We start from the raw sequence: 22,752 nt of genomic DNA, 5'->3' as shown, positions 1-22,752 counted from the left end.
GGCACCCGGCGCGCGCCGAGCGGATCCGTCAGTGCTGCAACCAGGCCGTCGTGTCCGCCGGCAGCTTGCCGTCGGACGTCAGCGGGCCGCTGGACAGCAGCAGTTCACCGGGCGGCAGCGGCACCGGGGAGGCGGTGAAGTTGGTGACGCAGTGCCAGCCGGTGCTGCGGCGGAAGTGCAGGATGCCGTCCAGGGCGGCGTCCTCGGCGCCGCCCCACTCCAGGGTCTCGTCGCCCAGCATCTTGCGGCGCAGCCGCAGCGCCTCGCGGTACAGCTCCAGGGTCGAGCCCTCGACCCCGGCCTGCGCCCCGGCCGCGTACCGGGCGAAGCTCTCCGGCTGCGGCAGCCAGGACCCGCCGGAACCGAAGCCGTACGACGAGCCGTCCGCCGTCCAGGGCAGCGGGACCCGGCAGCCGTCCCGGCCCTTGCGCCGGTGGTGCGTCCGCTCCCAGACCGGGTCCTGGAGGACGTCCGGGGGCAGGTCGGCGACCTCGGGCAGGCCCAGCTCCTCGCCCTGGTAGAGATACGACGAACCGGGCAGCGCCAGCATCAGCAGCGTCGCGGCCCGGGCCCGCCGCAGCCCCAGCTCCAGGTCGGGCGCCGGGTCGAGACCGTCGCCGAGCAGCCAGGTGTCCAGGTCGGCGCGGCTCAGCCCGACGGGCAGCGCGTAGCGCGACGCGTGCCGCACCACGTCGTGGTTGGACAGCACCCAGGTCGCGGACGCCCCGGCGGTCCGCGCGGTGGCCAGCGAGGTGTCGATGACGGTACGGAACTCCGGCGCGCTCCACGGGCATTCGAGGAACTCGAAGTTGAACGCCTGGCCCAGCTCGTCCGGCCGCGCGTACAGGGTGCGGCGGGCGTTCTCCACCCAGGCCTCGGCGACGGCGGTGCGCGGCGGGTCGTACTCGTCGAACACCTGCCGCCACTCGCGGAAGATCTCGTGCACGTCGTCCCGGTCGTACAGCGGGTGGCTGCCGTCAAGGGGGAGGCCGCCGAGCGGACGGCCCTGGCCGTCACCGAGGTCGCGCAGCGGCTCGGACAGGTCCTTGGCCAGGGCGTGTGCGACATCGACGCGGAAGCCGTCGACCCCGCGGTCGGACCAGAACCGCAGCGTCTTCAGGAAGTCGGCCCGCACCTCGGGGTGGTCCCAGTTCAGGTCGGGCTGTTCGGGGGCGAAGAGATGCAGGTACCACTGTCCGTCGGGCAGCCGGGTCCAGGCCGGGCCGCCGAAGTTGGACTCCCAGTCCGAGGGCGGCTCCTCGCCCCCCGCCCCGCGGCCCTCCCGGAAGACGTAGCGCTCCCGGGCGGGTGATCCGGGCGGGGAGTTCAGCGCCTCCCGGAACCAGGCGTGCCGGTTGGAGGTGTGGTTCGGCACGATGTCGACCACGACCTTCATGCCGAGCCCGTGCGCCTCGCGGACCATCGTGTCGAAGTCGTCGAGGGTGCCCAGCCGCGGGTCGACATCGCGGTAGTCGTCGACGTCGTAGCCGCCGTCGGCCAGCGCGGAGGGGTAGAAGGGGCTCAGCCAGACGGCGTCCACGCCGAGTTCGGCGAGGTGGCTGAGGCGGGAGGTGACGCCGGGGATGTCGCCGATGCCGTCGCCGTCCGAGTCCGCGAAGCTGCGCGGGTATATCTGGTAGACGGTGGCCTGGCGCCACCAGTCGCGGTCGGGGGTCGCCGGCTCCGCGTGCTGCGGGGTGGTCACAGGAGGCTCTCCAGTTCTGTGGGGTGTGGGTGCCGGGATCGGCTGGTCGGGGCCCCGGCCGGGGGCGTGCTCCGGGAGCGGCTGGCCGGCGGCCGCTCGGCGGTGGACGTGACGGGGGGGCGGAGGGTGCTGCGTCATCCCTTGACGGCGCCGGAGGTCAGGCCGGAGATGATGGAACGCCGGAAGACGAGGACGAGGATCGCGATGGGCACGGTGGCGGACATCGCCCCGGCGAAGATCGCGCCGTACGGGATGCTGTACTCGCTGCCGAACAGGGCGATCCCGACGGGCACGGTGCGGGCGGAGTCCTCACTGTTCAGGGTGATCGCCATCAGGAACTCCGTCCAGGTGGCGGTGAAGGTGAACACCCCGGCCGTGAACAGCCCGGGCCGCGCCAGCGGGAGGACCACGGACAGCAGGGTCCTGGTGATCGAGGCGCCGTCGATCTCGGCGGCCTCCTCCAACCCCCGCGGCAGCCCCACCAGCGAGTTCCGCATGATCCAGACGGCGAACGGCAGATGGAACGCCACATAGGGGATGATCAGCCCGAGATGGCTGTTGAGCAGCCCCAGGGAGCGCTCGACCAGATACAGCGGCGTGACGACGGCGATCGCCGGGAACACCGAGATCATCAGCAGCCCGACCATGATGGTGCCGCTGCCGCGGACCGGAAGCCGCGCGAGGGCGTAGCCCGCGAACAGCGCGAGGCCGAGGACGACGGCGGTCGAGGAGAGGGCGACCACGGTGCTGTTGAGCAGGTAGTGGCCGAGGCTGTTGGTGCCGAAGGCGTCGCCGTAGTTGTCGAGCGTGGGGTTTGTCGGGAACAGCGTCGGCGGGTTCGCCCCGATCTCCTCCTGGGACTTGAAGGAGGCCGCGGCCATCCAGTAGAGCGGCAGCGCGGTCACCACCACGAGGATCAGCGCCCCGAGGTTGACGAGGTTGAACCAGGGATGCCGGCGCCGGCGGACGGCCCGTGACGTCCCCGGGCTCGCGTTCATCGCCTTCATCGCAGCTCTCCTTCCGAGACCTGGGACCTGAACGCGCGCAGGAAGAGCAGGCAGCACACGAGCACCAGCAGGGCGGTGCTGGTCGCGATCGCGGCACCCGGCCCCATGTTCAGGTTCTGGAACAGCGTCTTGTAGCCGAGGATCGCCAGCGACTGGGTCGCGGTCCCCGGACCGCCCTGCGTCAGCACGAACGGCAGATCGAAGATCCCGAAGGCCTGGAGGATGCGGAACAGCACCGCGATCCCGATGACGGGCCGCAACTGCGGCAGCGTCACCCGCCAGAACGTCGACCAGGCGCCCAGCCCGTCGATCTCGGCGGCCTCGAAGACGTCGCGGTCCAGCATCACCAGACCGGACAGCACGATGATCGCCACGAACGGTGTGGTCTTCCAGATGTCGGCGATCATCATGCCGCCGACCGCCGAGGACGGGGTGCCGAGGATCACCGGGGCGTGCCCGAGGACGGCGTCGAAGAACCAGGTCGCGAGCCCGTACGAGGCGTCGTAGATATAGCCCCACAGCTGGGCGGACACCACGGTGATCAGCGACCACGGCACCAGCAGCAGCGCCATGATCCAGCCCCGCCCGGCGCCGAGCCGCTCCAGGATCAGCGCGGCGAGTGTGCCGAGCACCAGTTCCGCGAACACCGTGACGACCGTGTAGAAGACGGTGAACAGCAGCGCCTCGCGCCACTCCGCGCTCTGCAGCAGCGCGGCGTAGTTGCCCGTGGTGAAGGACTCGATCCGGAAGCCGTCGTACGTCATCCGCACCGAGGTGAAGCTCAGCACCACGGAGAACAGGATCGGGAAGATGGTGACCGCGCCGACGACGAACAGCGTGGGACCGGTGTACGCCCAGCCGGTGCGGGCGCGTTGCCGTCGCGCGCTGCCGGGGCCGCCGCGGGACTTCCCGCCGGCAGCGGCGGCGCGGTTGGGCGGTGCTTCCGGCGGGGCGGATTCGAGCGTCTTCACAGCACCGCTCCCTTCAGGGCCGAACGGACCTCGGTCTCCATGGCGGACAGCGAGGCACGGACGGAGGCGGATCCGCCGATCGCGGAGTTGGCGCGGGTGTAGAGGGCCTTGCTGACCTTCGGGTAGTACGGGGTGGACGACGGCCGCGGGACCAGCTCGAGCTTCCGGGCGTTGTCGATGACCGGGCTGTTCAGCCGGCGGGCGAGCGGACTGTCCAGGGCCGCGCTCAGCGCCGGGATGTAACTGCTCTCCCGCAGCAGCGCTTCCTGGCCGCCGTCCCCGGCCAGGAAGCGGGCGAAGGCGAGCGAGGCGCCGAGCTTCTCGGTGTGCGGGTTGATGAAGGCGCTCCAGCCCCCCAGGCCGCTGTGGGCGCCGTCGCGCCCCTCGAAACCGGGGCGCGGTACGACGCCGACCCGGCCCGCGGTCTTCGCGCCCTCGGCGTTCGCCGCGGCCCAGGCGTAGGCCCAGTTGCGCAGGAACAGCGAGCTGCCGTTGAGGAAGGCGTCCAGCGAGTCCTGTTCGATGTAGGTCGTCACCGCGGACGGGCTGACCCCGGTGGCGACCAGGTCCCGCAGATAGGTCAGCGCGCGTTCGCCCGCGTCGCCCGCCACCGTCACGGCGGAGCCGTCGGGCCCGAGGACCGAGCCGCCCGCGTCGGCGAGGAACTCGGTGAAGTTCACCGTCAGGCCCTCGTACACCGACCCCTGCCAGACGAAGCCGGAGGCCACGTCGCCGCTGTCGCGGACCCTGGCCGCCGAGTCCGCCAGCTCCTCCCAGCTGCGCGGCACCCGCAGTCCGTGCTTGTCCAGCAGATCGCGCCGGTAGAACAGGAAGGACTGGTCGATGAAGAACGGGAACGCGTGCACCCCGCCCTCGCCCGAGCAGGCCTCGATGAGCGCTGCCGGGTAGCGCTTCCAGTAGTCCTTCGGCACGAACTGGTCCAGCGGCAGCGCCAGGCTGTTGTGCGCGAACTGCCCCGGCCAGACGACGTCGCCCAGATAGACGTCCGGGGTCGGCGAACCGCTGGCGATCTGCGTGGTGAGCGTCGTGCGGTTGGTGTCCGTGTCCGAGGGGGACCTGAGCAGCCGGACCTTGACCGTGGGGTGCCGGCGCTCGAACGCGTCGATCATCAGCGGCGCGAGGTCCCGGTTGCGCCGGTCGGTCAGGCGGTGGCACCACCAGGTGATGGTCGTCGGCTTCTCCGGTATCGCGGTGCTCTGGCCGGCCACGGGATTCGTGTTCGCGGACCCGCAGCCGGCGAGCGCGGTGGTCGCGGCTCCGGCGAGGGTCCCGGCGAGCAGGGAACGGCGGCTCAAGGTCATTCGTCCTCCTCGACTGCGGCCTGAGCCGCGATGACAGCGTTTGCAAGCTAGGTAGTCGATGGAGCCACGTCAACCCTCCGGGCCCGAGTGATCCTTGAAGAACGCCCATGACATTCGCCGTTTCGGGACAAAGAAGCCGGAGCGGGCGGGAATGGTAACGCTGTCACCAGCGGGTCGCGGCGGGGTGAATTCCGGTGTGCGGGGAGCACTCCCGGCGGTGCTGTGCGGTGGGGTACGTTGAGCCCATGCGCCCCAGTCAGCGACCCGCCACCATGCCCGATGTGGCCCGGCGTGCGGGGGTGTCGGTGTCCACGGTCTCCCGCACGCTGCGCGGTCTGCCCACGGTCTCGCCGGCGACCCGGCGCAAGGTCGAACAGGCGGCCAGGGAGCTGTCGTTCAGCATCTCGCGCAGCGCGTCGAGCCTGGTGACCGGCCGCACCGGCCGGGTCGCCGTGATGGTGCCGACGCTCCAGGCGTGGTTCATGGGCGCGATGCTGTCGGGCCTCAGCTCGGCGCTGCGGGCGGCGGACCTCGACCTGATGATCTACGACGTCCCGAGCATGGCCGAGCGGCGGCGGTTCTTCGAACGGCTGCCCGCGCGCCGCAACGCCGACGCGCTGCTGGTGGTGTCGTTCGACCTCTCCCGCGAGGAGCGGGGCCGCCTCGACGAACTCGGCATGCCCGTGGTCTTCGTCAGCCAGCAGACGGAGGGCCGGGCAGGGGTGTGCGTGGACGACGTCGAGGGCGCGCGGCGCGGCACGCAGTACCTGGTCAACCTGGGGCACCGCAGGATCGCGTTCGTCCAGACGGACAGCGGCAAGGGCTTCGCCTTCAGCGCTCAGGAACGGGTCCGGGGCTATCGCAAGGTGCTCGCCGAGGCCGGGATCCCCGTGGAGGAGGACCTGGTGATCTGCGGCGGGATCGGGCAGCGCGCGGGCGCGGACGCCGTGGCGCGGCTGCTGACCACCCCGCAGCTCCCCACCGCGATCTTCGCGGAGAGCGACGAGGTGGCGATGGGCGTGCTCCAGGCCCTGCACATCTCACGGATCGCGGTGCCCGGGACGGTCTCGGTGCTCGGCTTCGACGACCACGAACTGGCGGAACTCTTCGACCTGAGCACCGTGGCCCAGTCGCCCGTCGAGGTCGGCCGGACCGCGGGGGAGCTGGTGCGCTCCGTGCTGTGCGAGGAGGACGCGGACGACACCCGGCAGATCGTGCTTCCCACCCGGCTGGTGCTGCGCGGCAGCACCGCGCCGCCGGGCACACCCGGGGATCCGGGCGGAACGCCCGACGCGGACGGCCTCACCCTGGCGGCACCGGCCTCCGGGGAACGGCCGCCGTCCTGACGGCGGTCCGCATCGCGGGATTTCGCGGCGGAGGCCCGCGTCACGGGCCTCCGTGGCGGCGGCGCGCTGCTTGACGGGCGCCGCTCCTGACGGACGAGCCCCGGTCGCCGCCCCTAACGCCCCCGGGCCGCGGCCGCCCTCCCCGGCCCGTCCTGCGGCGTTGGCAGGGCGAAGTAGACGCGGACGGCCGTGCCCGTCACCGAGGTGTGCACCCGGACGAGATCCGCGACCTGGTTGACCATGAGAATGCCGCGCCCCCCGACCGCGGCCGGTTCGACGGGTCTGCGTCCGGCCAGCGGATCGGAGATGTGGCCGCGGTCCCGGACCTCACAGACGAAGTGCCCGTCCTCGGTCCATGCGTGTAGGGTCCCCGACCCGCCGCCGTGCAGCACGGTGTTCGTGGCCAGCTCGCTGACCGCCAGCTCGAGGTCGGTGACGCGGCTGCGGTCCAGCCCGGCGCGCCGTGCCTCGTCGGAGGCCAGGATCCGAGCCTCCGGCAGGTCCTCGGAGCTGAACTTGAGGCTCACCGCCTCCACGGGCGGCGGGAAGGGCTCGTTGTACCGGCGGATCATCCGTTCCACCGCGTAGGCGTCGCTGGGGCGCTCGCTCGCCGCGTCCCGCAGGACCGGGTGGGTGGCCCGGGCGTCCGCGAGCACCGTCTCCGGGAGCCGCGCGGCGTCGTACGGGCAGAGGATGCTGACGGTGCGGCCCTCGAACGCCAGGTTGATCAGCGCCTCGTGCTGGACGCAGGCCGGGTACTCCGTCGCGCTCCGCCCGGCCCAGATGGGCTCCCCGATGATGCGCGGCCGGGTCCCGGCGGGCGCGGCGTCGGCGAAGGAGCGCAGGACGCCCGGGATGATCCGGCCGGGATTGCGGCCCGCCTGCGTCATGTCCAGCATCCGCACCTCGGACGCGCGGCCGCCGAGCGCGGACCGCAGCAGTTCCAGCTGCGGTCCCGGCACGGCGACGGCGACGGGGTCGCCCGCCGCCAGGCCGTCCAGGAGATACGGCACCGTGCCCGCGACGTACTCCTGCTCACCGCTGTAGAAGAAGGCGGGGTGGTCGAAGGGATCGGCCTCCCGAGGGAGCGGAATGCCGGGATTGTTCAGTTGCTCCTTCATATCCACCTCTGCCTTGGTCCGGCCGCGGCCGGACCGCTGCTCGCCCGCCGTGCGCGGCGTCCCCCGAAGCGCACGGCGACTCAGACGGACAACAGGGAGTCGTCCCCGGCGCGCGCACCCGGAAGTCCGTGGCGGGCCGCGACCAGGGCGGCGTCCACGTCACGGGTGCCGGTGGCCACACAGAGACTGTAGGCGACGTCCGCCAGTCGCTGCCGCACCGCCGGGCTTCCGGCCTCCGCGCCGAGGATCTCCAGGGTCTCGTACTGCTCGACGAGATTCCGCAGTACGGCGGGATGCGCCATCAGCACAAAGGGCTCCTCTCGTGTCCGGGCGATTCCGAGCATCAGCGTGGCTGTTACCCGTTCGCGGGAAGGTCATGCCCGTCGGTTCCGTCACCCGTGTCCGGGGCGGCGCCGCCGGCGGCGGCCCCGGCCTCCTCCGCCAGGACTTCCGCCGCGACCTCGACCGTGGCGGTGCCCGGCAGCCAGGCGGGCAGGTGGAGGGCCCGTTCGTAGGTGACGAGCCGGCGCCCCTCCGGTGTCCGGGTCTCGCCGCGGCGCAGCCAGCCGTGCCGCTGGTAGTAGCGTCCCGCGCCCTCCCCGCCCGAGGCCGTGACGAGCGCCACACGTGAACAGCCGGCCGCGGCGGCGTGCCGGGTGAACCGTTCGACCAACTCCGTCCCGATGCCCAGGGAGCGGACCTGCTCCAGCACCGCGACATGCGCCAGCACGGCCACCGGGCCGCGCGCGCCCGGCGGGGTGCCGTCCGGTTCGGCGCCGCGGTGGGGGGTGAGTTCCTGGGAGTAGCGCGGCAGCCGGGTGCGGACGAAGTGCCACGCCAGCCTCGGGCGGCGGAGCAGGGCCAGGGCGGCGCGTCCGGCCAGCCGGTGCCCGTGGGCGCGCAGCACATGGCGGCGGTGCAGCACCGGGTCGGTGACGCCGACCAGGAAGCCGACCCGGCGGCCGTCCAGCTCGGCGATGAACGCCAGGGAGTGCGGGCTGGTCGGGTAGGCCCGGGTGTAGGCGGTGAGGAACGCGGTGCCGAGGTGGGGGAAGAACCCGTGCGGGAAGTGCCGCTGGTGTTCGCGCACGACGAACGGCAGGTCGTCGTCGTTCATGAAGCGCACGGTGAAGCCGGGTGGCGTGTGCGTATATGCGGCGGTACGAGGCTTTTCGTCCACCTTGCCAAGTTATTACAGGTTTTATGGTTGTGGCTGACCGGCGGACGCGGCGCGGGGACCGGCGCGGGCCCGGGACGGGCGGGGAAGCGGGCGCGGGACGACGGCCGTCCGGGAGCGGCGCGGGGCGCGGGCTCGGGGCGCCGGCCCGCGCCGTCGCGGCCGACAGCCGGGAGCGAGCCGGGCTCAGCCGGGATGGATGTGACGCCCGGTGATGTGGTCCGGCGTGATCCGGACCCGTACGCCGTCCTCGTCGCCCCGTTCCGCCGCCCCGGCATCCGCCGGCCGAGTCCCGGCGGCGTCGCGGCGGCCCGGCGATCCGCGGCCCTCCGCGGCGCCGGGGACGGCCCTGGCCGGTCCGACGACGAGGACGCTCCAGCCCCGCCCCGAGGCCTCGTCGACATGGTCGACCTCGAAGGCCACCTCGTGTCCCGGCGCGCCCGCGGCAACCGCGTCCTCGGCCGCCCGGAAGAGGATCGTGTCCCCGTCGAGCCGGTACGGGACGGGGACGATCGCGGGCCCCTCGGGCGTCGGCACCGCGACCCGCCCGACGCTGTGCGCCGCGAGACGGGCCAGGCAGTCGCCGGGCGTCAGCGCGTCGAGCTCCGGCCGGGCCGGGTCGGCGCCGCTGAACGGCCGGGGCCGGGCCGCCCGGCCCAGCAGCTCGTCCACCGACGTCTCCAGCGCCGCGGCCAGCCGCAGCAGGCCCGGACCGCCCGGGTCGGCGGGCTGCTCCTCCAGATACCGCAGATAGCCGGGCGCCATCCCGGCACGGGCGGCCAGCTCGTCACGGCCCAGCCCCAGCCGCTCGCGGTGCCGGGCCACCCGCCTGCCGATCGCGCCGGGCTCCTGCGCCCCGCGCGGCGCGGTCTCACCGGACACGGCCACCGCTCCCTTCCTCAGCTCGTCCGCGGCCCCCTTCCAGCGTCCCCCGGCCGGGCGGTCCCCGCCCGTCCGCAGCGTCCGCGGGTGGCCGGGACGCACGGGCACGGGGGAGCGGGCGGCGCGGGACGCCGGGAGCGGCGCCGGGAGCGAGGAGCCGTCCCGGCGGCCCGTCGGAACTCGTGGGCGGAGACGGGTGACGGCAAGGCGCCTGCCACCGGGGCCGGCCCCGTCAGCGCGGGTAGGACTCGCCGAGCCGGGCGCCCGCCCGCGGTGCGCCGGGGAAGGCGTTCGGCCCGTACGAGACGACACCGTCCGTGGTCAGTCCGCCACCGGAGCCGCGCAGCACCCAGCCCGCGCCCGGGTCCCGGGTGTCCCCGTCCTCGCCCGGCGCGCCCGCGGCCAGATCGTCCCTGCCGTCGCCGTCGGTGTCCAGCAGCGCGAGTCCGGTGCCGAAGGCGTCGCCGCGTTCCCCGGTCCCGGGAACGCCCGCCGTGTTCTGGTGGAACGCCTGCGCGCCGCGGCCGGTCAGCCCGTCCGCGGAGCCCTTCAGCAGGACGACGGCCCCGGCGTCCGCACCGACGCCGTCGATGTCCTCGTACGGGACGCCGGCGGCGATGTCCGCGAAGCCGTCCCCGTTGACGTCCCCGGCCGCCAGCGAGGCGCCCAGCTGGTCCCCGTCCTCGCCGGTCCCCGGCACACCGGCGGTGTCCTGGTCGATGACCGCGGTGCGCGTGGAGGGGCCGTCCGCCGAGCCGTACACGACCTTGAGCGTGCCCTCGTCGTAGGGCAGGTTCTCGACCACGCCGCCCGGGACGGTCCGCATCACGATGTCGCCGTAGCCGTCGCCGTCCACATCGCCCACCGTGGCCGTGTCGGCGCCCTGGAGGGTGTCCTCGTCGGCCTCGAGCCCGTCGGCGGTGCCGCGCCAGAAGTTGGTCCGTTCCGACATCTCCTCGAAGTCGTGGAGCGAGACCAGGTCGTCCTTGCCGTCCCCGGTGACGTCCCCGGAGACCAGGTCCCGGGGCTCGTAGACGTGCGGGGTGGCGAGGTCGCCGGTGGCGGCGGGGCTGCCGTCGCGGCCGAACGGGCCGTAGAGGACGCGGAGGTCGCCCCACTCCTCGGAGACCGTGCTGCCGCCGACGAGATCGGCGTGGCCGTCGCCGTTGAAGTCGCCGCCGATCAGGTTCTCGCCGTCGGTGCCGGCCGCTTCGGGCAGCTCCGTGCCCTCGGCCAGTCCCTCGGCCGATCCCCAGAGGATCATGGCCGAGGAACCGCCGGCGCCGCGGACGGCGAGGTCGGTGCGGCCGTCGCCGTCCAGATCGCGGGCTACGGTGCGGCCGCCGAAACGGGCGCCCGGCGCGGCCTGCCCCGGCACGCCGCCGAGCTCCTGGTGGAGGAGCTTGTGGCGCGTCACGTCGGCGCCCGGGCCCGAGCCGTGGACCACCGTGAGGTAACCCGCGTTCTCCTGTCCGGCGACGGTGCCGCCGGGAGCGGCGGTGACCGTGTCCGCGTGGCCGTCACCGTCGAAGTCGGGGGCCGCCGCGCCCGCGCTGCGGGGCCCGGACGGGTAATCCCCGGGCGCGGCCGACGCGGCCGAGGCGGCCGGGAGGGCCGGCAGGGTGATCAGGGCGGCCACGATCGCGCAGCGCGCGGTCAGCAGCGTCGGGGGCAGGCGGTGCACGGAACCTCCAGGGGACCTTCGCGGGCGCAGGGTGCCGGGCGCGCCGCGGGGTTCACCGGGGCGCAACCTCGTGTCCATGCGTGGTTCAGCTCGAACGCACCTGCTACGACGTCCCGCCCCTCCGCATGGTTGCGCCGTGCAACACACCGGACCGGTCTCCCGCCGGGCCGATCCGGGCCGCGCGGGGCATCCTGCCGTAAGGGGCGGGAACGCGGGACGGTGGGAGGGCGCCCGGACAGGGCCCGGGGAAGCGGCGTCGCAGAACACGGAGGCACGGATCATGGAACCAGTCGTCACGGCGGGCCTCGACGGCTCGGCCGAGAGCCACACCGCCGCGCATTGGGCCGCGGTCGAGGCCGTGCGCCGCGGGGCCTCCCTGCGCCTGCTGCACGCATGGGTCCTCTACGCTGCCGACGGCTCAGGAAGCCCGGCCGAGAAGGAGCGCAACTACTGGGCCGAACGGATCGTCGAGGACGCGAAGAACGAGATCCGGCAGCGGCACCCCGATCTGCCGGTCACCGCGCACGTGACCGCGGAGGACCCGGAGCGCGCGCTGCTCCGGACCGGCGAGGAGTCCGAACTGCTGGTGCTCGGGTCCCGCGGCCTGGACGCGGTCGAGAGTTTCTTCCTGGGGGACACGGCCCTGCACGTCATGGCCCGGACCGTGAACCCCGTGGTCCTGGTGCGCGCCGGGGAGCGGCCGGAGGAGCCGCCGCCCGGCGCCCCGGAGCCCCGCGTGGTCGTGGGGCTGGACCTGCGCGGCCCGGACGACGCGGTGCTCCGCTTCGCCTTCGAGGAGGCGGCACGCCGGGCCCTCCCGCTGTACGCCGTACACGGCCGGAGCCTGCACTACAGCGCGCCGGCCGGTGTGGCGCCACAGGCCCGTGAGGAGGTCGGCAACGCCGTGACGGAGGATCTGCGGACGCTGCTGCTGCCGTGGACCCGGAAGTACCCCGGAGTCACGGTGGAGGCGGGGGCGCGGCTCATCAGTCCGGCGAAGGCCGTGATCCAGGCGTCACGCGGCGCCGACCTGCTGGTCCTCGGCCGCCACCGGCACCGCATCGCCCCCCGGATCGGCGCGGTCGCCCACGCCGCCGTCCACCACGCCCCCTGCCCGGTCGCGGTGGTCCCGGTCGCCTGAACGGCCCCGCGGCGGAGTTCGCGCGGCGTTCCGGCGTTGTTCCGGCGCTGTTCCGGCGTTCTGGTCCGGTCTTCGCGGTGAGCGGCTCTCCGTGGGCACCGTGCCCCGCGCCGGTTCGCGCGCGGCTGCGTGCGGGCCGGCGAGCGCCGAGGCGGCCGGAAACCCGTCGGCGGGCCGGCCGCGGTGCCCGTACATCTCCGTCGGCCGTCACCGCGGAGATACGCGTCGCCGAACTGCTGAACCCCTCGCAGCGCCCCGGGGCCGCCGTCCTCGCCCTGCCGGCGCTACCGAATTCCGCGCCCGCCGCAACAATTTTTACGTGAACTCAGTACACGATTCGATCTTCTGTTAATGTCGGCTCCCTTGACGGGCCGGGAACCTCTCCGGGGCACCGGCAGCGACTGTGGGGGGCCACATGAGTCAGTTCGGAAATCCCGGCATACCGGGGCCGGGACCGGGGCGGCCCGGACCGGGTGGGCCGGCCGCGCCGGACGTCCGGCCGCTGCGCCGGAGGAAGCGGGTGTGGGCCGGGGGAGCCCTGCTGTTCTTCATCGGCGCGGGCTGCGCGAGCCTCGGCACGGCCGCCGGTGACGGGTCGCCGGGCAAGGGCGCGGAACCGGGGCCGACCGTGACGGCGAGCGCCACCGTGACCGCCACGGCGGACCCGGAGCCGCGGCCGGCCGTGACCGCGACGAAGACCGAGAAGGTGACCGAGACCGTGACGGCGACGGTGACCGGGGAGGCCGCGGACGCCGACGGTTCCTCCGGCGGAACGTCCTCCGGGGACGGCGGGGGCGGCGGCAGCGTCCACTACGAGAACTGTGCCGCCGCGAAGGCCGCCGGCGCAGCGCCGGTACGGACCGGGGACGCGGGCTACGGCCGGCATCTCGACCGTGACGGCGACGGCGTGGCCTGCGAGTGACGACCGGCCGGAGCGCTTGACCGGCACGCACATCGGCACCCCGGCACGCACATCGCACATCGGCACCCCGGGGCAGAGGTCCGGAGGCCGGGGCGTCGGCCGGACGGGCCGGGGGCCTGTCCGGACGTGACACGGTGGCGGGCCCGCCCCCGGTGTCCGCCCGCGCCGTGCCGTGACCCTGGGCGTCACCCGGGTGCGGCGGGGCGTGCGGGCACCGTCCGCACGCCCGGTCCCACCGACACTGCTCGGCCGCAAGGCACCATCCGGCACCGGGACCGGAATCGGTACCATCCGGCACCGGCACCGGATTCGGCGTTATGGCTCGGCGTCAGGACTCGGCCGGCGGCCGGCTCTCCGGGCGGTGGCGGAGGATCGTGTTCACGTAGTCCTCCACCGCCGCCTCCAGGCCCACGTCGCGCTCCGCGCGCTCCGACATCAGCCAGCGGTGCTCCAGCAGTTCGAGGTAGATCTGCGCGGTGTCCGTGTCGCCGCGCACCTCCCGGGGCACCGCGCGGACCGTCGGCCGGTAGACCTCCCGCACCCAGCGGTGGGCCAGGACCTCGGGGCGGGCGCCGAGGGAACTCCCCCTGCCCGAACCGGGCCCGGAGTTCGGGGCGGAATCCTCGGGGGCGTAGTCCTCCTGGGTGACCATCCAGGTCTCCAGGTCGTTGAGGAGACCGCGAGCCTGGTTCTCCTCGGCGTCCATGCCGGTCAGCCGCAGCAGTTGGCGCTGGTGGTGGCCCGCGTCGACGACCTTCGGCAAGAAGGTGACCGCGTCGCCGTCCGGGGTCCGCTGGATCTGCATCTCGGCCACGTCGAAGCCGAGTTCGTTGAGACGCCGGATGCGCCGGTCGATGTAGTGCCGCTTGGCGAGGGGGTACACCGACTGCCGGGTCAGCTCGTGCCACAGGTCGCAGTAGCGCTCCTCGATCGCCACCCCGAACTCCACCGGGTCCACCGAGGGGTGCAGCGAGCCGCCCGCTTCCAGGTCCATCAGCTCGCCCGCGATGTTGACCCGGGCGATCTCGATGTCGTACTCCCGCTGCCCGTCGGACAGCCCCGGCTGGATCTGGCCGGTCTCCGCGTCGACCAGATACGCGGCATAGGCGCCCGCGTCGCGCCGGAAGAGGGTGTTCGACAGCGAGCAGTCACCCCACGCGAAGCCGGACAGGTGCAGCCGCACCAACAGCACCGCGAGCGCGTCCAGCAGCCGTTTGATCGTGCTCGGCCGCATCGTCGTCTCGAACATCGACCGGTACGGCAGCGAGCCGTTCAGATGCCGGGTGATGAGCACCGGCTCCAACGGCTCGCCCCGCTCGTCCGTCCGGCCGGTCACCACGGCGACCGGGTCGACCGCCGGTACGGCCAGCCGGTCCAGGTCCCGCAGCAGTCCGTACTCCCGCACTGCCGCCCACTCGCCGACCTCCTTGACCGCCACCACCTCGTCCCCGGCCCGGGCAAACCGCACCACGTGCCGGGAGATGCCGCGCGGCAGCGCCACCAAGTGCTCCTGCGGCCAGTCGACGAGCGGGACGCTCCACGGCAGGTCGAGCAGGGCGGCAGGGTGCTCGGGCGAGGTCGCGGTGATCTGCAGCTCCATGGGAGACAGTGTGCGGCAGGACCGGCACGGCCCGGCAGCCGGGCTCCGGCCCCGCTGTCCGCCCACCGCCCCGGGCCCAGGGGCGGCAGCCGCCACGGCCACCCGCCACGGCCCCCGGGCCCGGCTCGCGGACCCGGCCCCGGGTCCGGCTCGCGGCAGTGGATCGCCGACCGGCAGTGGATCGCCGACCGGCAGCGGATCGCCGACAACAGGCGGGGCCGGCCGCCGGGTTGCCGGCAGCGGCCTCCGGCCGGCGGCGCGCCGAACCGGTGGCCGCCGTGCCGGTGCTACGAACCTCCGGCAGCCGGTCAGGAGGTCGCGGGCTGCCGCGGGACCTCTTGACAGGCGGCCGGAGAGATCGGTTAACTGCGGCTCGGACAGAAACCGAACGATCGGTCGGTTGGGTGCCCGGGTGGCCGGCCGCCCGGTGATCCGGTCGGCGGGCGACCGGTCGGTCCGGCCGGCAGGTCTGCAGGCCGGAGGGGTCGGACGGCCCAGGAAGCCGCGACGGGCGAAGAGGTGGTGACGTGATGGTGCGGGCGAGGACCGGTCCGGAGCCCGTGTGCGGCAGTGACGGGGCCGGTGGCGGCGGCAGCGCCGGGGCGGGCGGGCCGGCACCCGGGCACCGGGAGGCCGGCGGCCCGGCGCAGACCATGTTCGCCGCCGACGCGGCTTCCCGGGGGCTGGGCATCGAGCTGGTCGAGGCCGCCGACGGAGCCGCCCGGCTCCGGATGACCGTCACCCCGGCCATGGTCAACGGCCACGGCATCGCGCACGGCGGCTATCTCTTCCTCTTCGCCGACACCGCGTTCGCCTGCGCCTGCAACAGCCGGGGACCGGTGACCGTCGCCGCCGGGGCGGACATCACCTTCACCGCCCCGGTCCACGAGGGCGACGAGCTGGTGGCGGAAGCCCGGGAGCGCACGCTCTTCGGCCGGAGCGGCATCTATGACGTGAGCGTCCTTCGGGGCGAGACTGTGGTCGCGGAGTTCCGCGGCCGCAGCCGCGCCGTCCGAGGCGGAGGTACGGAGCAGACATGAGCAGTGAACTCACCGTCCCGCCGGGCACCGGACCGGCCCCCGCCCCAGGCGCCGGAGGTGCCGCCCGGCGCCTCGGCGACGCCCCGCCCGCCGGTCTCCTCGACGCGGGCGAGCGCATGAACCGGGAAAAGCTCCGCGCGCACCAGCTGGACCGGCTCCGTGCGACCCTGCGGCACGCGTACGACAACGTCGAGCTGTACCGCCGCAAGTTCGACACCGCCGGGGTCACCCCGGACGACTGCCGCTCCCTGGAGGACCTGGCCCGTTTCCCGTACACCACCAAGGCCGATCTGCGGGACACCTACCCCTTCGGCATGTTCGCCGTGCCCCGCTCGGAAGTCCGCCGGATCCACGCGTCCAGCGGCACGACCGGCCGCCCGACCGTCGTCGGCTACACCGAGGGCGACATCTCCCGCTGGGCGGACGTCGTCGCCCGCTCGATCCGCGCGGCCGGCGGCCGCCCCGGCCAGATGGCCCATGTCTCGTACGGCTACGGCCTCTTCACCGGCGGCCTCGGCGCGCACTACGGCGCCGAGCGGGCCGGCTGCACGGTCGTCCCGGCCTCGGGCGGGATGACCGCCCGCCAGGTGCAGATCATCCAGGACTTCCGGCCCGAGATCATCATGGTCACCCCGTCGTACATGCTCACACTGCTCGACGAGTTCGAGCGCCAGGGTGTCGACCCGCGCACCACCTCGCTGCGCACCGGCATCTTCGGTGCCGAGCCGTGGACCGAGGAGATGCGCCGCGAGATCGAGGACCGGCTCGGCATCCACGCCGTCGACATATACGGCCTGTCCGAGGTCATGGGCCCCGGCGTCGCCCAGGAGTGTGTGGAGACGAAGGACGGACTGCACATCTGGGAGGACCACTTCTACCCGGAGGTCGTGGACCCGGTCACCGAGGAGGTGCTGCCCGACGGCGACACCGGCGAACTGGTCTTCACCTCGCTCGCCAAGGAGGCCGTGCCGGTCATCCGCTACCGCACCCGCGACCTCACCCGGCTGCTCCCGGGCACGGCTCGGCCCGCCTTCCGCCGCATGGAGAAGGTCACCGGCCGCTGCGACGACATGATCATCCTGCGCGGGGTGAATCTCTTCCCGACCCAGATCGAGGAGATCATCCTCCGCACCCCGGGCGTCGCGCCGCACTTCCAGCTGCGGCTGACCCGGCACGGACGGATGGACCGTCTGACGGTCCGGGCGGAGGCCCGCCGGGATGCGGCCTCCGCACAGCGGGAGACGGCGGCGGCGCTGATCGCCGCCGTGAAGGACGGCGTGGGGGTGTCGGTGGAGGTCGAGATCGTGGACCCGGAGACCCTGGAGCGTTCGGTCGGCAAGATCCGCCGCATCGTCGACGAGCGGCACGGCTAGCCGCGGGGCCGGCCGGGGAAAGCGGTCCGGCCGGACCGATTCCCCCGGCCGGACCGCTCCCCGGTCCCGCTCCAGCCAGCGTCCCGGGCCTGCCCCGGCCCGCGTCCCCCGGCGCTTGCCGCCGCCCGGTGTGCGGCGTGAGCCCCAGGCCGAGGCGATCGCCTGCGCGGGCGTGCCTGCGCGGGGCTGCCCCGGCGCTCACGGGGCTGCCCCGCCGCCGGGCGGACGGAGGACGTGCCGCCGGGGCCGGGGGTGGCCGGGGCGTGGCGGGCGGCGGCGGACGGTGCGTCACCGGCGGGTCGGGCCGCCCGCCGGGTCTACGGCCGGACGTAGGGCCGGGTCATGATCTCCATGTTGTGGCCGTCCGGGTCGTCGAAGTACGCGCCCCGGCCGCCGAACAGGTCGTTGACGCGGCCCGGTTCGGTGTGGCCGGGGTCGGCGTAGTAGGTGACGCCGACCGCTTCCAGGCGGGCGATCATGGCGTCGAAGCGGTCCTCGGGGACCAGAAACGCGTAGTGCTGGCCCTGGACCGGCTCGTCCCGTTTCTCGTAGTAGTCGAGGGTGACGCCGTTGCCGAGGTCCACGGGCAGGAACGGGCCGAACGGGGCGCCCACCTCCAGGCCCAGGATCGTGGCCAGGAACTCCGCCGAGAGCTGCCGGTCACTGGCGTAGACGGCGGTGTGGTTCAGCTGGACGGTGGTCGTGGCGGGCGGCGCCTGCCGGTGCTGCTGGTCGTGCGGCACGGGTGTGGTCTCTCCGGTGTCTGTGTCTCGGATGCCGTCGGGAACGGAGCGCCGTGTGCGGGCTCCTGCTGAAGGCGCGGAGAGAAGGGCGGGCCCCGGGCCCGCCTCGCGGTCACGCCGGGACCGGGCGCCTCACTCGTGCGTGGCCCTTGGCCGACCCGGCAGTCACCCGGCCGATCCTAGGACCGGCCCGGGGGCGCGGCAACGCGGACCACGGCATTCCGCGGCCCGCGCCGTCACAGCCCCATGCCGCCGCCCCATGCCGCCGCCTCACGCCGTCAGCCCCCCGCGTTCTCCGCTCGCGCGCCCAGCCCATGCCCCCGCCGTCAGGTCGTGCCGATGCTGCCGTCAGGTCATGCAGGGTGTCGGCTGCCGCGTGTTGTGATGCCGGGTATCGGGGGGCCGGGTGCCGGGTGCCGGGTGTTGGGCGCCCGGTACAGAGGCGCCGGGGTCGGGGGCGTGGGGCCGTGCCCGTCCGTCGGAGATGTCCGACCCGTCAGGCCACGCCGCCGTTCGCGTAGACGGTCTGGCCGTTGACCCAGCGGCCGGGGCCGGCCAGGAAGGACACCACCTCCGCGATGTCCTCCGGGGTGCCGATCCGCTCCATGGGGTTCTGCGCCGCGAACCGCTCAACCAGTTCCTCGCTCTTGCCGTCGAGGAACAGCGACGTCGCGGTGGGTCCCGGAGCGACGGCGTTCACCGTGATGTCGCGCCCGCGCAGCTCCTTGGCCAGGATCGGGCTGATGGCCTCCACGGCGGCCTTGCTCGCCGCGTACGCCGCGTAGGCCGGGATGTTGAGACGGGTCACCGACGTGGAGAAGTTGATGATCGCCCCGCCGCGGCGCACCCGGCGGGCGGCCTCCCGGCCGACGACGAACGTGCCCCGGACGTTGGTGCGGTGCACGGCGTCCAGATCGGCGAGATCCAGCTCGGCCAGCGGGGCCAGCCGCATGACTCCGGCGGCGTGGACGACGACGTCGACTCCGCCGAACCGCTGCTCCGCGGTGTCGAACAACGCCGTGACGGCTTCCTCGTCCGCGACATCGGCCCGGACCGCGACGGCGCGCCCGCCGCCCCTCTCGGCGGCCTCCACGGCTTCCCGGGCCCCGGCGTCGTTGCCGGCGTACGCGATGACGACGGCCTGTCCGTCCTCGGCGAGACGTTCGGCGGCGGCGCGGCCGATGCCGCGGGACCCGCCGGTCACGATGGCGGTGCGCTGGTTGTCGGTCATGACTCTCTCCCGCTTTAGCGTTGATAACAATTCCAAGCTAGCGTCGCCAGCAGGCACAGTGCAAGGCGATAACGAAAAAATGTTATCGATGTCAATGCCGGTTGTCCGCGGCCGTTGTTATCGTCGCCACCATGAAGCGAGACCTCACGCGGGAGCGGATCGTCACAGCGGCCTCGGAGCTGCTGGCCGAGGGCGGGCGCGACGCGGTGTCCACCCGGGCCGTCTGCGCGGCCTCCGGCGTGCAGTCGCCGACCATCTACCGTCTCTTCGGCGACAAGAACGGACTGCTCGAAGCGGTCGCGGACCACGCGTTCGAGAGCTATCTGGCCCGGAAGACGGCCCTCGCGGCGACCGACGACCCGGTCGAGGACCTGCGCCGCGGCTGGGACCTGCACGTCGGCTTCGGGCTCGCCAACCCGGCCTGCTACGCGCTGATCTACGGGGAGGCCCGCCCCGGTGTGGAGACCTCGGCCGCCCGGCGGGCCTCGGCCGTGCTCGCGGGGCAGATCAGGCGCATCGCCGAGTCCGGACGGCTGCGGGTCGGCGAGAAGCGGGCGGCGCACCTCGTCCACTCGGCCGGCTGCGGGATGACGTTCACGCTCATCTCGCTGCCGGAGGAGGAGCGGGATCCCGGACTCTCCGCCCTGGGGCGCGAGTCGGTCATCGCGGCGGTCACCACCGAGGACACCGGCGCCGCCGACGCGGGCCCCACCGGTCTCGCGGTGGCCATGGCCGCCCTCGCCCCCCGGCTCCCCGCGCTGTCGGCCGCCGAGCGGGAGCTGCTGGCGGAGTGGATGGATCGCGTCGTCGTGTCGGACGGGTAACCGGCGGAGCGGTCCCGCGGTGCCGGCTCAGGGCCCCGGTCGTCCCCCCCCCGGCGCGGCGGCGGCCGGCCCGCCGTCGGGAAAAGCGGTTCCCGCGCGGGCGGACGGCCCTGTACGGTCGTTACGGAGCGATCACGGACGATCGTCCGGTCGGAGATCGGGAAGGGAAGATCGAGATGCGGCGTCACCTCGGAGCAGTCGAGTTGCTGTGTGTCCACTTCTCCACTTCCGAGGACGTCCGTGCCCATCGAGACCACCCTGAATCTCGGCATTCTCGCCCACATCGACGCTGGTAAGACCAGCCTCACCGAGCGTCTGCTGTTCGACCACGGGGCCGTCCCCGAACTCGGCAGCGTCGACGCCGGCAGCACCCGCACCGACACCGGTGAGCTGGAGCGCGAGCGCGGCATCACGATCCGTACCGCGGTCGCGACGTTCGCCCTGGGCGACGACCTCCAGGTCAACCTGGTCGACACGCCCGGCCACCCCGACTTCATCGCGGAAGTCGAACGCGCCCTGTCCGTACTGGACGGCGCGGTGCTCGTGCTGTCCGCCGTGGAGGGCGTGCAGGCGCAGACCCGCGTGCTGATGCGCTCGCTGCGGAAGCTGCGGCTGCCGACCCTGATCTTCGTCAACAAGATCGACCGCGCGGGCGCCCGGGAGACCGGCCTGCTGGCGGAGATCCGCGCCAGGCTGGTCCCGGACATCGTGCCGCTGAGCACGGTGAAGCACCCGGGGAGCCCGGGCGCGCGGGCCGTGCCCGAGCCGCTCACCCGGCCGGACGTACGGGCGCGGGTGGCCGAGGCGCTGGCCGAGCACGACGACGCCCTGCTCGCCCGTCTCGTCGACGGAGCGCTCCCGGCGGCGGACGAACTCGGCGAGATCCTGGCCGCGCAGACGGCAGCCGGACTGGCGCACCCGGTCCTCTTCGGCTCGGCGCTGACGGGCGAGGGCATCCCGGGGCTCACGGCCGCCGTCGCGCGCTTCCTGCGGCCGCCCGCCGCCGACCCGGACCGTCCGGCCTCCGGCACCGTCTTCGCCATCGAACGGACGCCCGGCGGCGAGAAGACCGCCTATCTGCGGCTCTTCTCCGGCCGCCTCCGCGAACGGGACCGTGTCACCTTCCGCCGCCGCGAGCCCAACGGAGCCACGAGCGCGTTCACCGGCCGGGTCACCGGCCTCGAAAGGGTCACCCCGCCGAGGCCCGGCGGCCGGGGCGGGGGCCCGCACTCCGCCCGGCCCGCAGCGGTCCGCAGCCTCGACGCGGGCGGCATCGCGCGGCTCCGCTGGGTCCCCGGCATCCGGGTCGGCGACCACCTCGGCGAACCGCCCCGCCCCGGCGGGCAGCAGCACTTCACCCCGCCGAGCCTGGAGACGGTCGTACGCCCGCGACAGCCCGGCCGGGAGACCGAACTGCACGCCGCGCTCACCGCCCTCGCCGACGAGGACCCGCTGATCCGGACCCGGCCCGCCGCCGGCGGCGCGACATCGGTACTGCTGTACGGGGCGGTGCAGCGGGAAGTCATCGCCGCGCGGCTCCAGCGGGATTTCGGTGTCGAGGCGGCGTTCGAGCCGGTCACGCCGGTGTACTTCGAACGGCCGGTGGCGAAGGGCGAAGCGCTCGCCGAGATGGACCGCCAGGGGCTGCACGACTTCTGGGCGACCGTGGGGCTGCGCGTCGAGCCCACCGCGCCGGGCTCCGGCGTCTCCTTCATCCGCGAGGACGAATGGGGCGTGCTGCCCCGCGCCTTCCACCGGGCGATCGAGGAGGCCGTCTTCCGCACCCTGGAACAGGGGCTGTACGGCTGGGAGGTGACGGACTGCCGGGTCACCGTGTTCCGTGCCCGGCAGCACGCCCCGGACAGCACGGCCGCCGACTTCCGCCACCTGACGCCGCAGGTCCTGCTGCGGGCCCTGCGCGCGGCCGGCAGCCGGCTGTACGAGCCGTGCCAGACCGCGGAGATCGAGATCCCGGCGGACACCCTGAGCGCGGTCGTCGGCCTGCTGGCCGGGCTGGGGGCGGGCATCTCCCAGCCGGTGGAGAACGGAACCGCCTGGAGCCTGACCGCCGAGTTGCCCACGCGCCTCGTACAGGAGTTGACGAAGGCGCTGCCCGGGCTGACCCGGGGCGAGGGCTCCCTGTGGGCCCGGCCCGGAGGTGACCGCCCGGTGCGGGGCAGGACACCGCTCCGTGAGCGCTTCGACGGCGATCCGCTCGACCGGGACGCGTATCTGCGCTTTCTGGCCGACCGCAGCCTGGCCCGGGCCTCCGGCTGAACCGCGGTACGGGCCGCGGCTGAACCGCGGTACGGGCTGCGGCTGAACCGTGGCGCGGGCTGCGGCTGAACACCGTCCCGACGTCCCCGGCCCAACGCCCCCGGGCCGGGGCCGCGCACCGGCGCACGGGCCTCCGGCTCGACGGGGCGGGGCACGGGCCTCCTGCCGACCGGCCGCACCCCGCGCCGTGCCGCCGCCGGTTCCGCGCCGGCGGCCCGGAGCCGGCGGACGTCACCCGGGGAACGTCACCCGGCGGACGTCACCGGGACACAGGCGATCCATAGGCAAAAGAAGGCAATTATGTGCAGGAAAAGTTGTCAAATTGTCGAAGTGAATTGGTGAGAAGTGTGGCACATTGCGGTAAGGTCTCCGTCGTGACGAGAGGC

19 protein-coding genes are annotated in these 22,752 nt (G+C 73.8%); 7 read left to right on the top strand and 12 right to left on the bottom strand.

The genetic code is table 11. The features are described 5' to 3' along the window. Positions 1-28 precede the first annotated feature (28 nt). The 4 genes from GCU69_RS17840 to GCU69_RS17825 all read right to left on the bottom strand — a co-directional run bounded on the left by GCU69_RS17840 (position 29) and on the right by GCU69_RS17825 (position 5,005). Positions 29-1,705, bottom strand: a complete 1,677-nt coding sequence (locus GCU69_RS17840; protein WP_098754650.1) for a glycoside hydrolase family 13 protein — start codon at positions 1,703-1,705, stop codon at positions 29-31. 134 nt (positions 1,706-1,839) lie between these two features. Continuing rightward, positions 1,840-2,712, bottom strand: coding sequence for a carbohydrate ABC transporter permease (locus GCU69_RS17835; protein ID WP_235978540.1), 873 nt, complete (start codon positions 2,710-2,712; stop codon positions 1,840-1,842). After that, a complete protein-coding gene (locus GCU69_RS17830) occupies positions 2,709-3,683 on the bottom strand; it encodes a carbohydrate ABC transporter permease (protein WP_098754651.1) in 975 nt (324 codons plus the stop codon). Before GCU69_RS17830 ends, GCU69_RS17835 begins: the two co-directional genes overlap by 4 nt. Continuing rightward, on the bottom strand, positions 3,680-5,005 hold the full coding sequence (locus GCU69_RS17825; protein ID WP_156206600.1) for an extracellular solute-binding protein: 1,326 nt from the start codon (positions 5,003-5,005) through the stop codon (positions 3,680-3,682). The genes GCU69_RS17830 and GCU69_RS17825 overlap by 4 nt, the downstream gene beginning before the upstream one ends. A 245-nt stretch (positions 5,006-5,250) precedes the next feature. Here GCU69_RS17825 and GCU69_RS17820 point away from each other — a divergent pair, with 245 nt between their 5' ends. Next, complete coding sequence (locus GCU69_RS17820; protein WP_235978539.1) at positions 5,251-6,351, top strand: LacI family DNA-binding transcriptional regulator; 1,101 nt, start codon at positions 5,251-5,253, stop codon at positions 6,349-6,351. Positions 6,352-6,464: 113 nt separating this feature from the next. On the opposite strand, the gene GCU69_RS17815 is transcribed toward GCU69_RS17820, so the two are convergent. From GCU69_RS17815 to GCU69_RS17795, 5 genes are all read right to left on the bottom strand, one after another. Then, entirely contained in the window at positions 6,465-7,472 is a 1,008-nt protein-coding gene (locus GCU69_RS17815) for a sensor histidine kinase (RefSeq protein WP_156206599.1), read from the bottom strand. A gap of 80 nt (positions 7,473-7,552) precedes the next feature. After that, a complete protein-coding gene (locus GCU69_RS17810; protein ID WP_098754655.1) occupies positions 7,553-7,780 on the bottom strand; it encodes a DUF5133 domain-containing protein in 228 nt (75 codons plus the stop codon). 47 nt (positions 7,781-7,827) lie between these two features. Further along, positions 7,828-8,589 (bottom strand): GNAT family N-acetyltransferase, encoded by a 762-nt coding sequence (locus GCU69_RS17805; protein WP_098754675.1) that lies wholly within the window; start codon positions 8,587-8,589, stop codon positions 7,828-7,830. Positions 8,590-8,835: 246 nt separating this feature from the next. Next, positions 8,836-9,531 (bottom strand): helix-turn-helix domain-containing protein, encoded by a 696-nt coding sequence (locus GCU69_RS17800; protein ID WP_235978538.1) that lies wholly within the window; start codon positions 9,529-9,531, stop codon positions 8,836-8,838. A 232-nt stretch (positions 9,532-9,763) separates the two neighbouring features. Further along, positions 9,764-11,215: an FG-GAP and VCBS repeat-containing protein gene (locus GCU69_RS17795; RefSeq protein ID WP_235978537.1), complete on the bottom strand. Its 1,452-nt coding sequence runs from the start codon at positions 11,213-11,215 to the stop codon at positions 9,764-9,766. 280 nt (positions 11,216-11,495) lie between these two features. Here GCU69_RS17795 and GCU69_RS17790 point away from each other — a divergent pair, with 280 nt between their 5' ends. Both GCU69_RS17790 and GCU69_RS17785 read left to right on the top strand, forming a co-directional pair. Further along, positions 11,496-12,356 carry a universal stress protein gene (locus GCU69_RS17790; protein WP_098754657.1) on the top strand — a complete coding sequence of 287 codons (861 nt, stop codon included), beginning with the start codon at positions 11,496-11,498 and terminating at the stop codon, positions 12,354-12,356. 415 nt (positions 12,357-12,771) lie between these two features. After that, the gene (locus GCU69_RS17785; protein WP_098754658.1) at positions 12,772-13,278 is read left to right on the top strand and encodes an excalibur calcium-binding domain-containing protein; all 507 of its coding nucleotides are present in this window, start codon (positions 12,772-12,774) and stop codon (positions 13,276-13,278) included. Between the two features lie 328 nt (positions 13,279-13,606). Here GCU69_RS17785 and GCU69_RS17780 read toward each other — a convergent pair whose 3' ends face one another. After that, on the bottom strand, positions 13,607-14,878 hold the full coding sequence (locus tag GCU69_RS17780) for a DUF4032 domain-containing protein (RefSeq protein ID WP_176604598.1): 1,272 nt from the start codon (positions 14,876-14,878) through the stop codon (positions 13,607-13,609). Positions 14,879-15,531: 653 nt separating this feature from the next. Here GCU69_RS17780 and paaI point away from each other — a divergent pair. Together paaI and paaK are read left to right on the top strand one after the other, a co-directional pair. Beyond that, positions 15,532-15,918, top strand: coding sequence for a hydroxyphenylacetyl-CoA thioesterase PaaI (gene paaI / locus GCU69_RS17775; RefSeq protein ID WP_235978545.1), 387 nt, complete (start codon positions 15,532-15,534; stop codon positions 15,916-15,918). Then, positions 15,915-17,291 carry a phenylacetate--CoA ligase PaaK gene (gene paaK, locus GCU69_RS17770; protein ID WP_156206596.1) on the top strand — a complete coding sequence of 459 codons (1,377 nt, stop codon included), beginning with the start codon at positions 15,915-15,917 and terminating at the stop codon, positions 17,289-17,291. The genes paaI and paaK overlap by 4 nt, the downstream gene beginning before the upstream one ends. Before the next feature lie 317 nt (positions 17,292-17,608). Here the strand turns inward: paaK and GCU69_RS17765 are convergent, their stop codons facing one another. Next, complete coding sequence (locus GCU69_RS17765) at positions 17,609-18,034, bottom strand: VOC family protein (RefSeq protein WP_156206595.1); 426 nt, start codon at positions 18,032-18,034, stop codon at positions 17,609-17,611. A gap of 496 nt (positions 18,035-18,530) precedes the next feature. Continuing rightward, on the bottom strand, positions 18,531-19,265 hold the full coding sequence (locus GCU69_RS17760) for an SDR family oxidoreductase (protein ID WP_098754662.1): 735 nt from the start codon (positions 19,263-19,265) through the stop codon (positions 18,531-18,533). Between the two features lie 131 nt (positions 19,266-19,396). Between GCU69_RS17760 and GCU69_RS17755 the strand changes: the two genes are divergently transcribed. Next, positions 19,397-20,089, top strand: coding sequence for a TetR/AcrR family transcriptional regulator (locus GCU69_RS17755; protein ID WP_098754663.1), 693 nt, complete (start codon positions 19,397-19,399; stop codon positions 20,087-20,089). A 246-nt stretch (positions 20,090-20,335) separates the two neighbouring features. Further along, positions 20,336-22,366, top strand: a complete 2,031-nt coding sequence (locus tag GCU69_RS17750) for an elongation factor G (protein ID WP_098754677.1) — start codon at positions 20,336-20,338, stop codon at positions 22,364-22,366. Positions 22,367-22,752: the final 386 nt, after the last annotated feature.

The sequence above is a fragment of the Streptomyces lycii genome, assembly GCF_009735685.1.
In the GTDB taxonomy this organism is placed as follows: Bacteria; Actinomycetota; Actinomycetes; order Streptomycetales; family Streptomycetaceae; genus Streptomyces; species Streptomyces lycii.
Note: the sequence above shows the minus strand (reverse complement) of the source record. Positions and strands in the feature narration are given on the sequence as shown.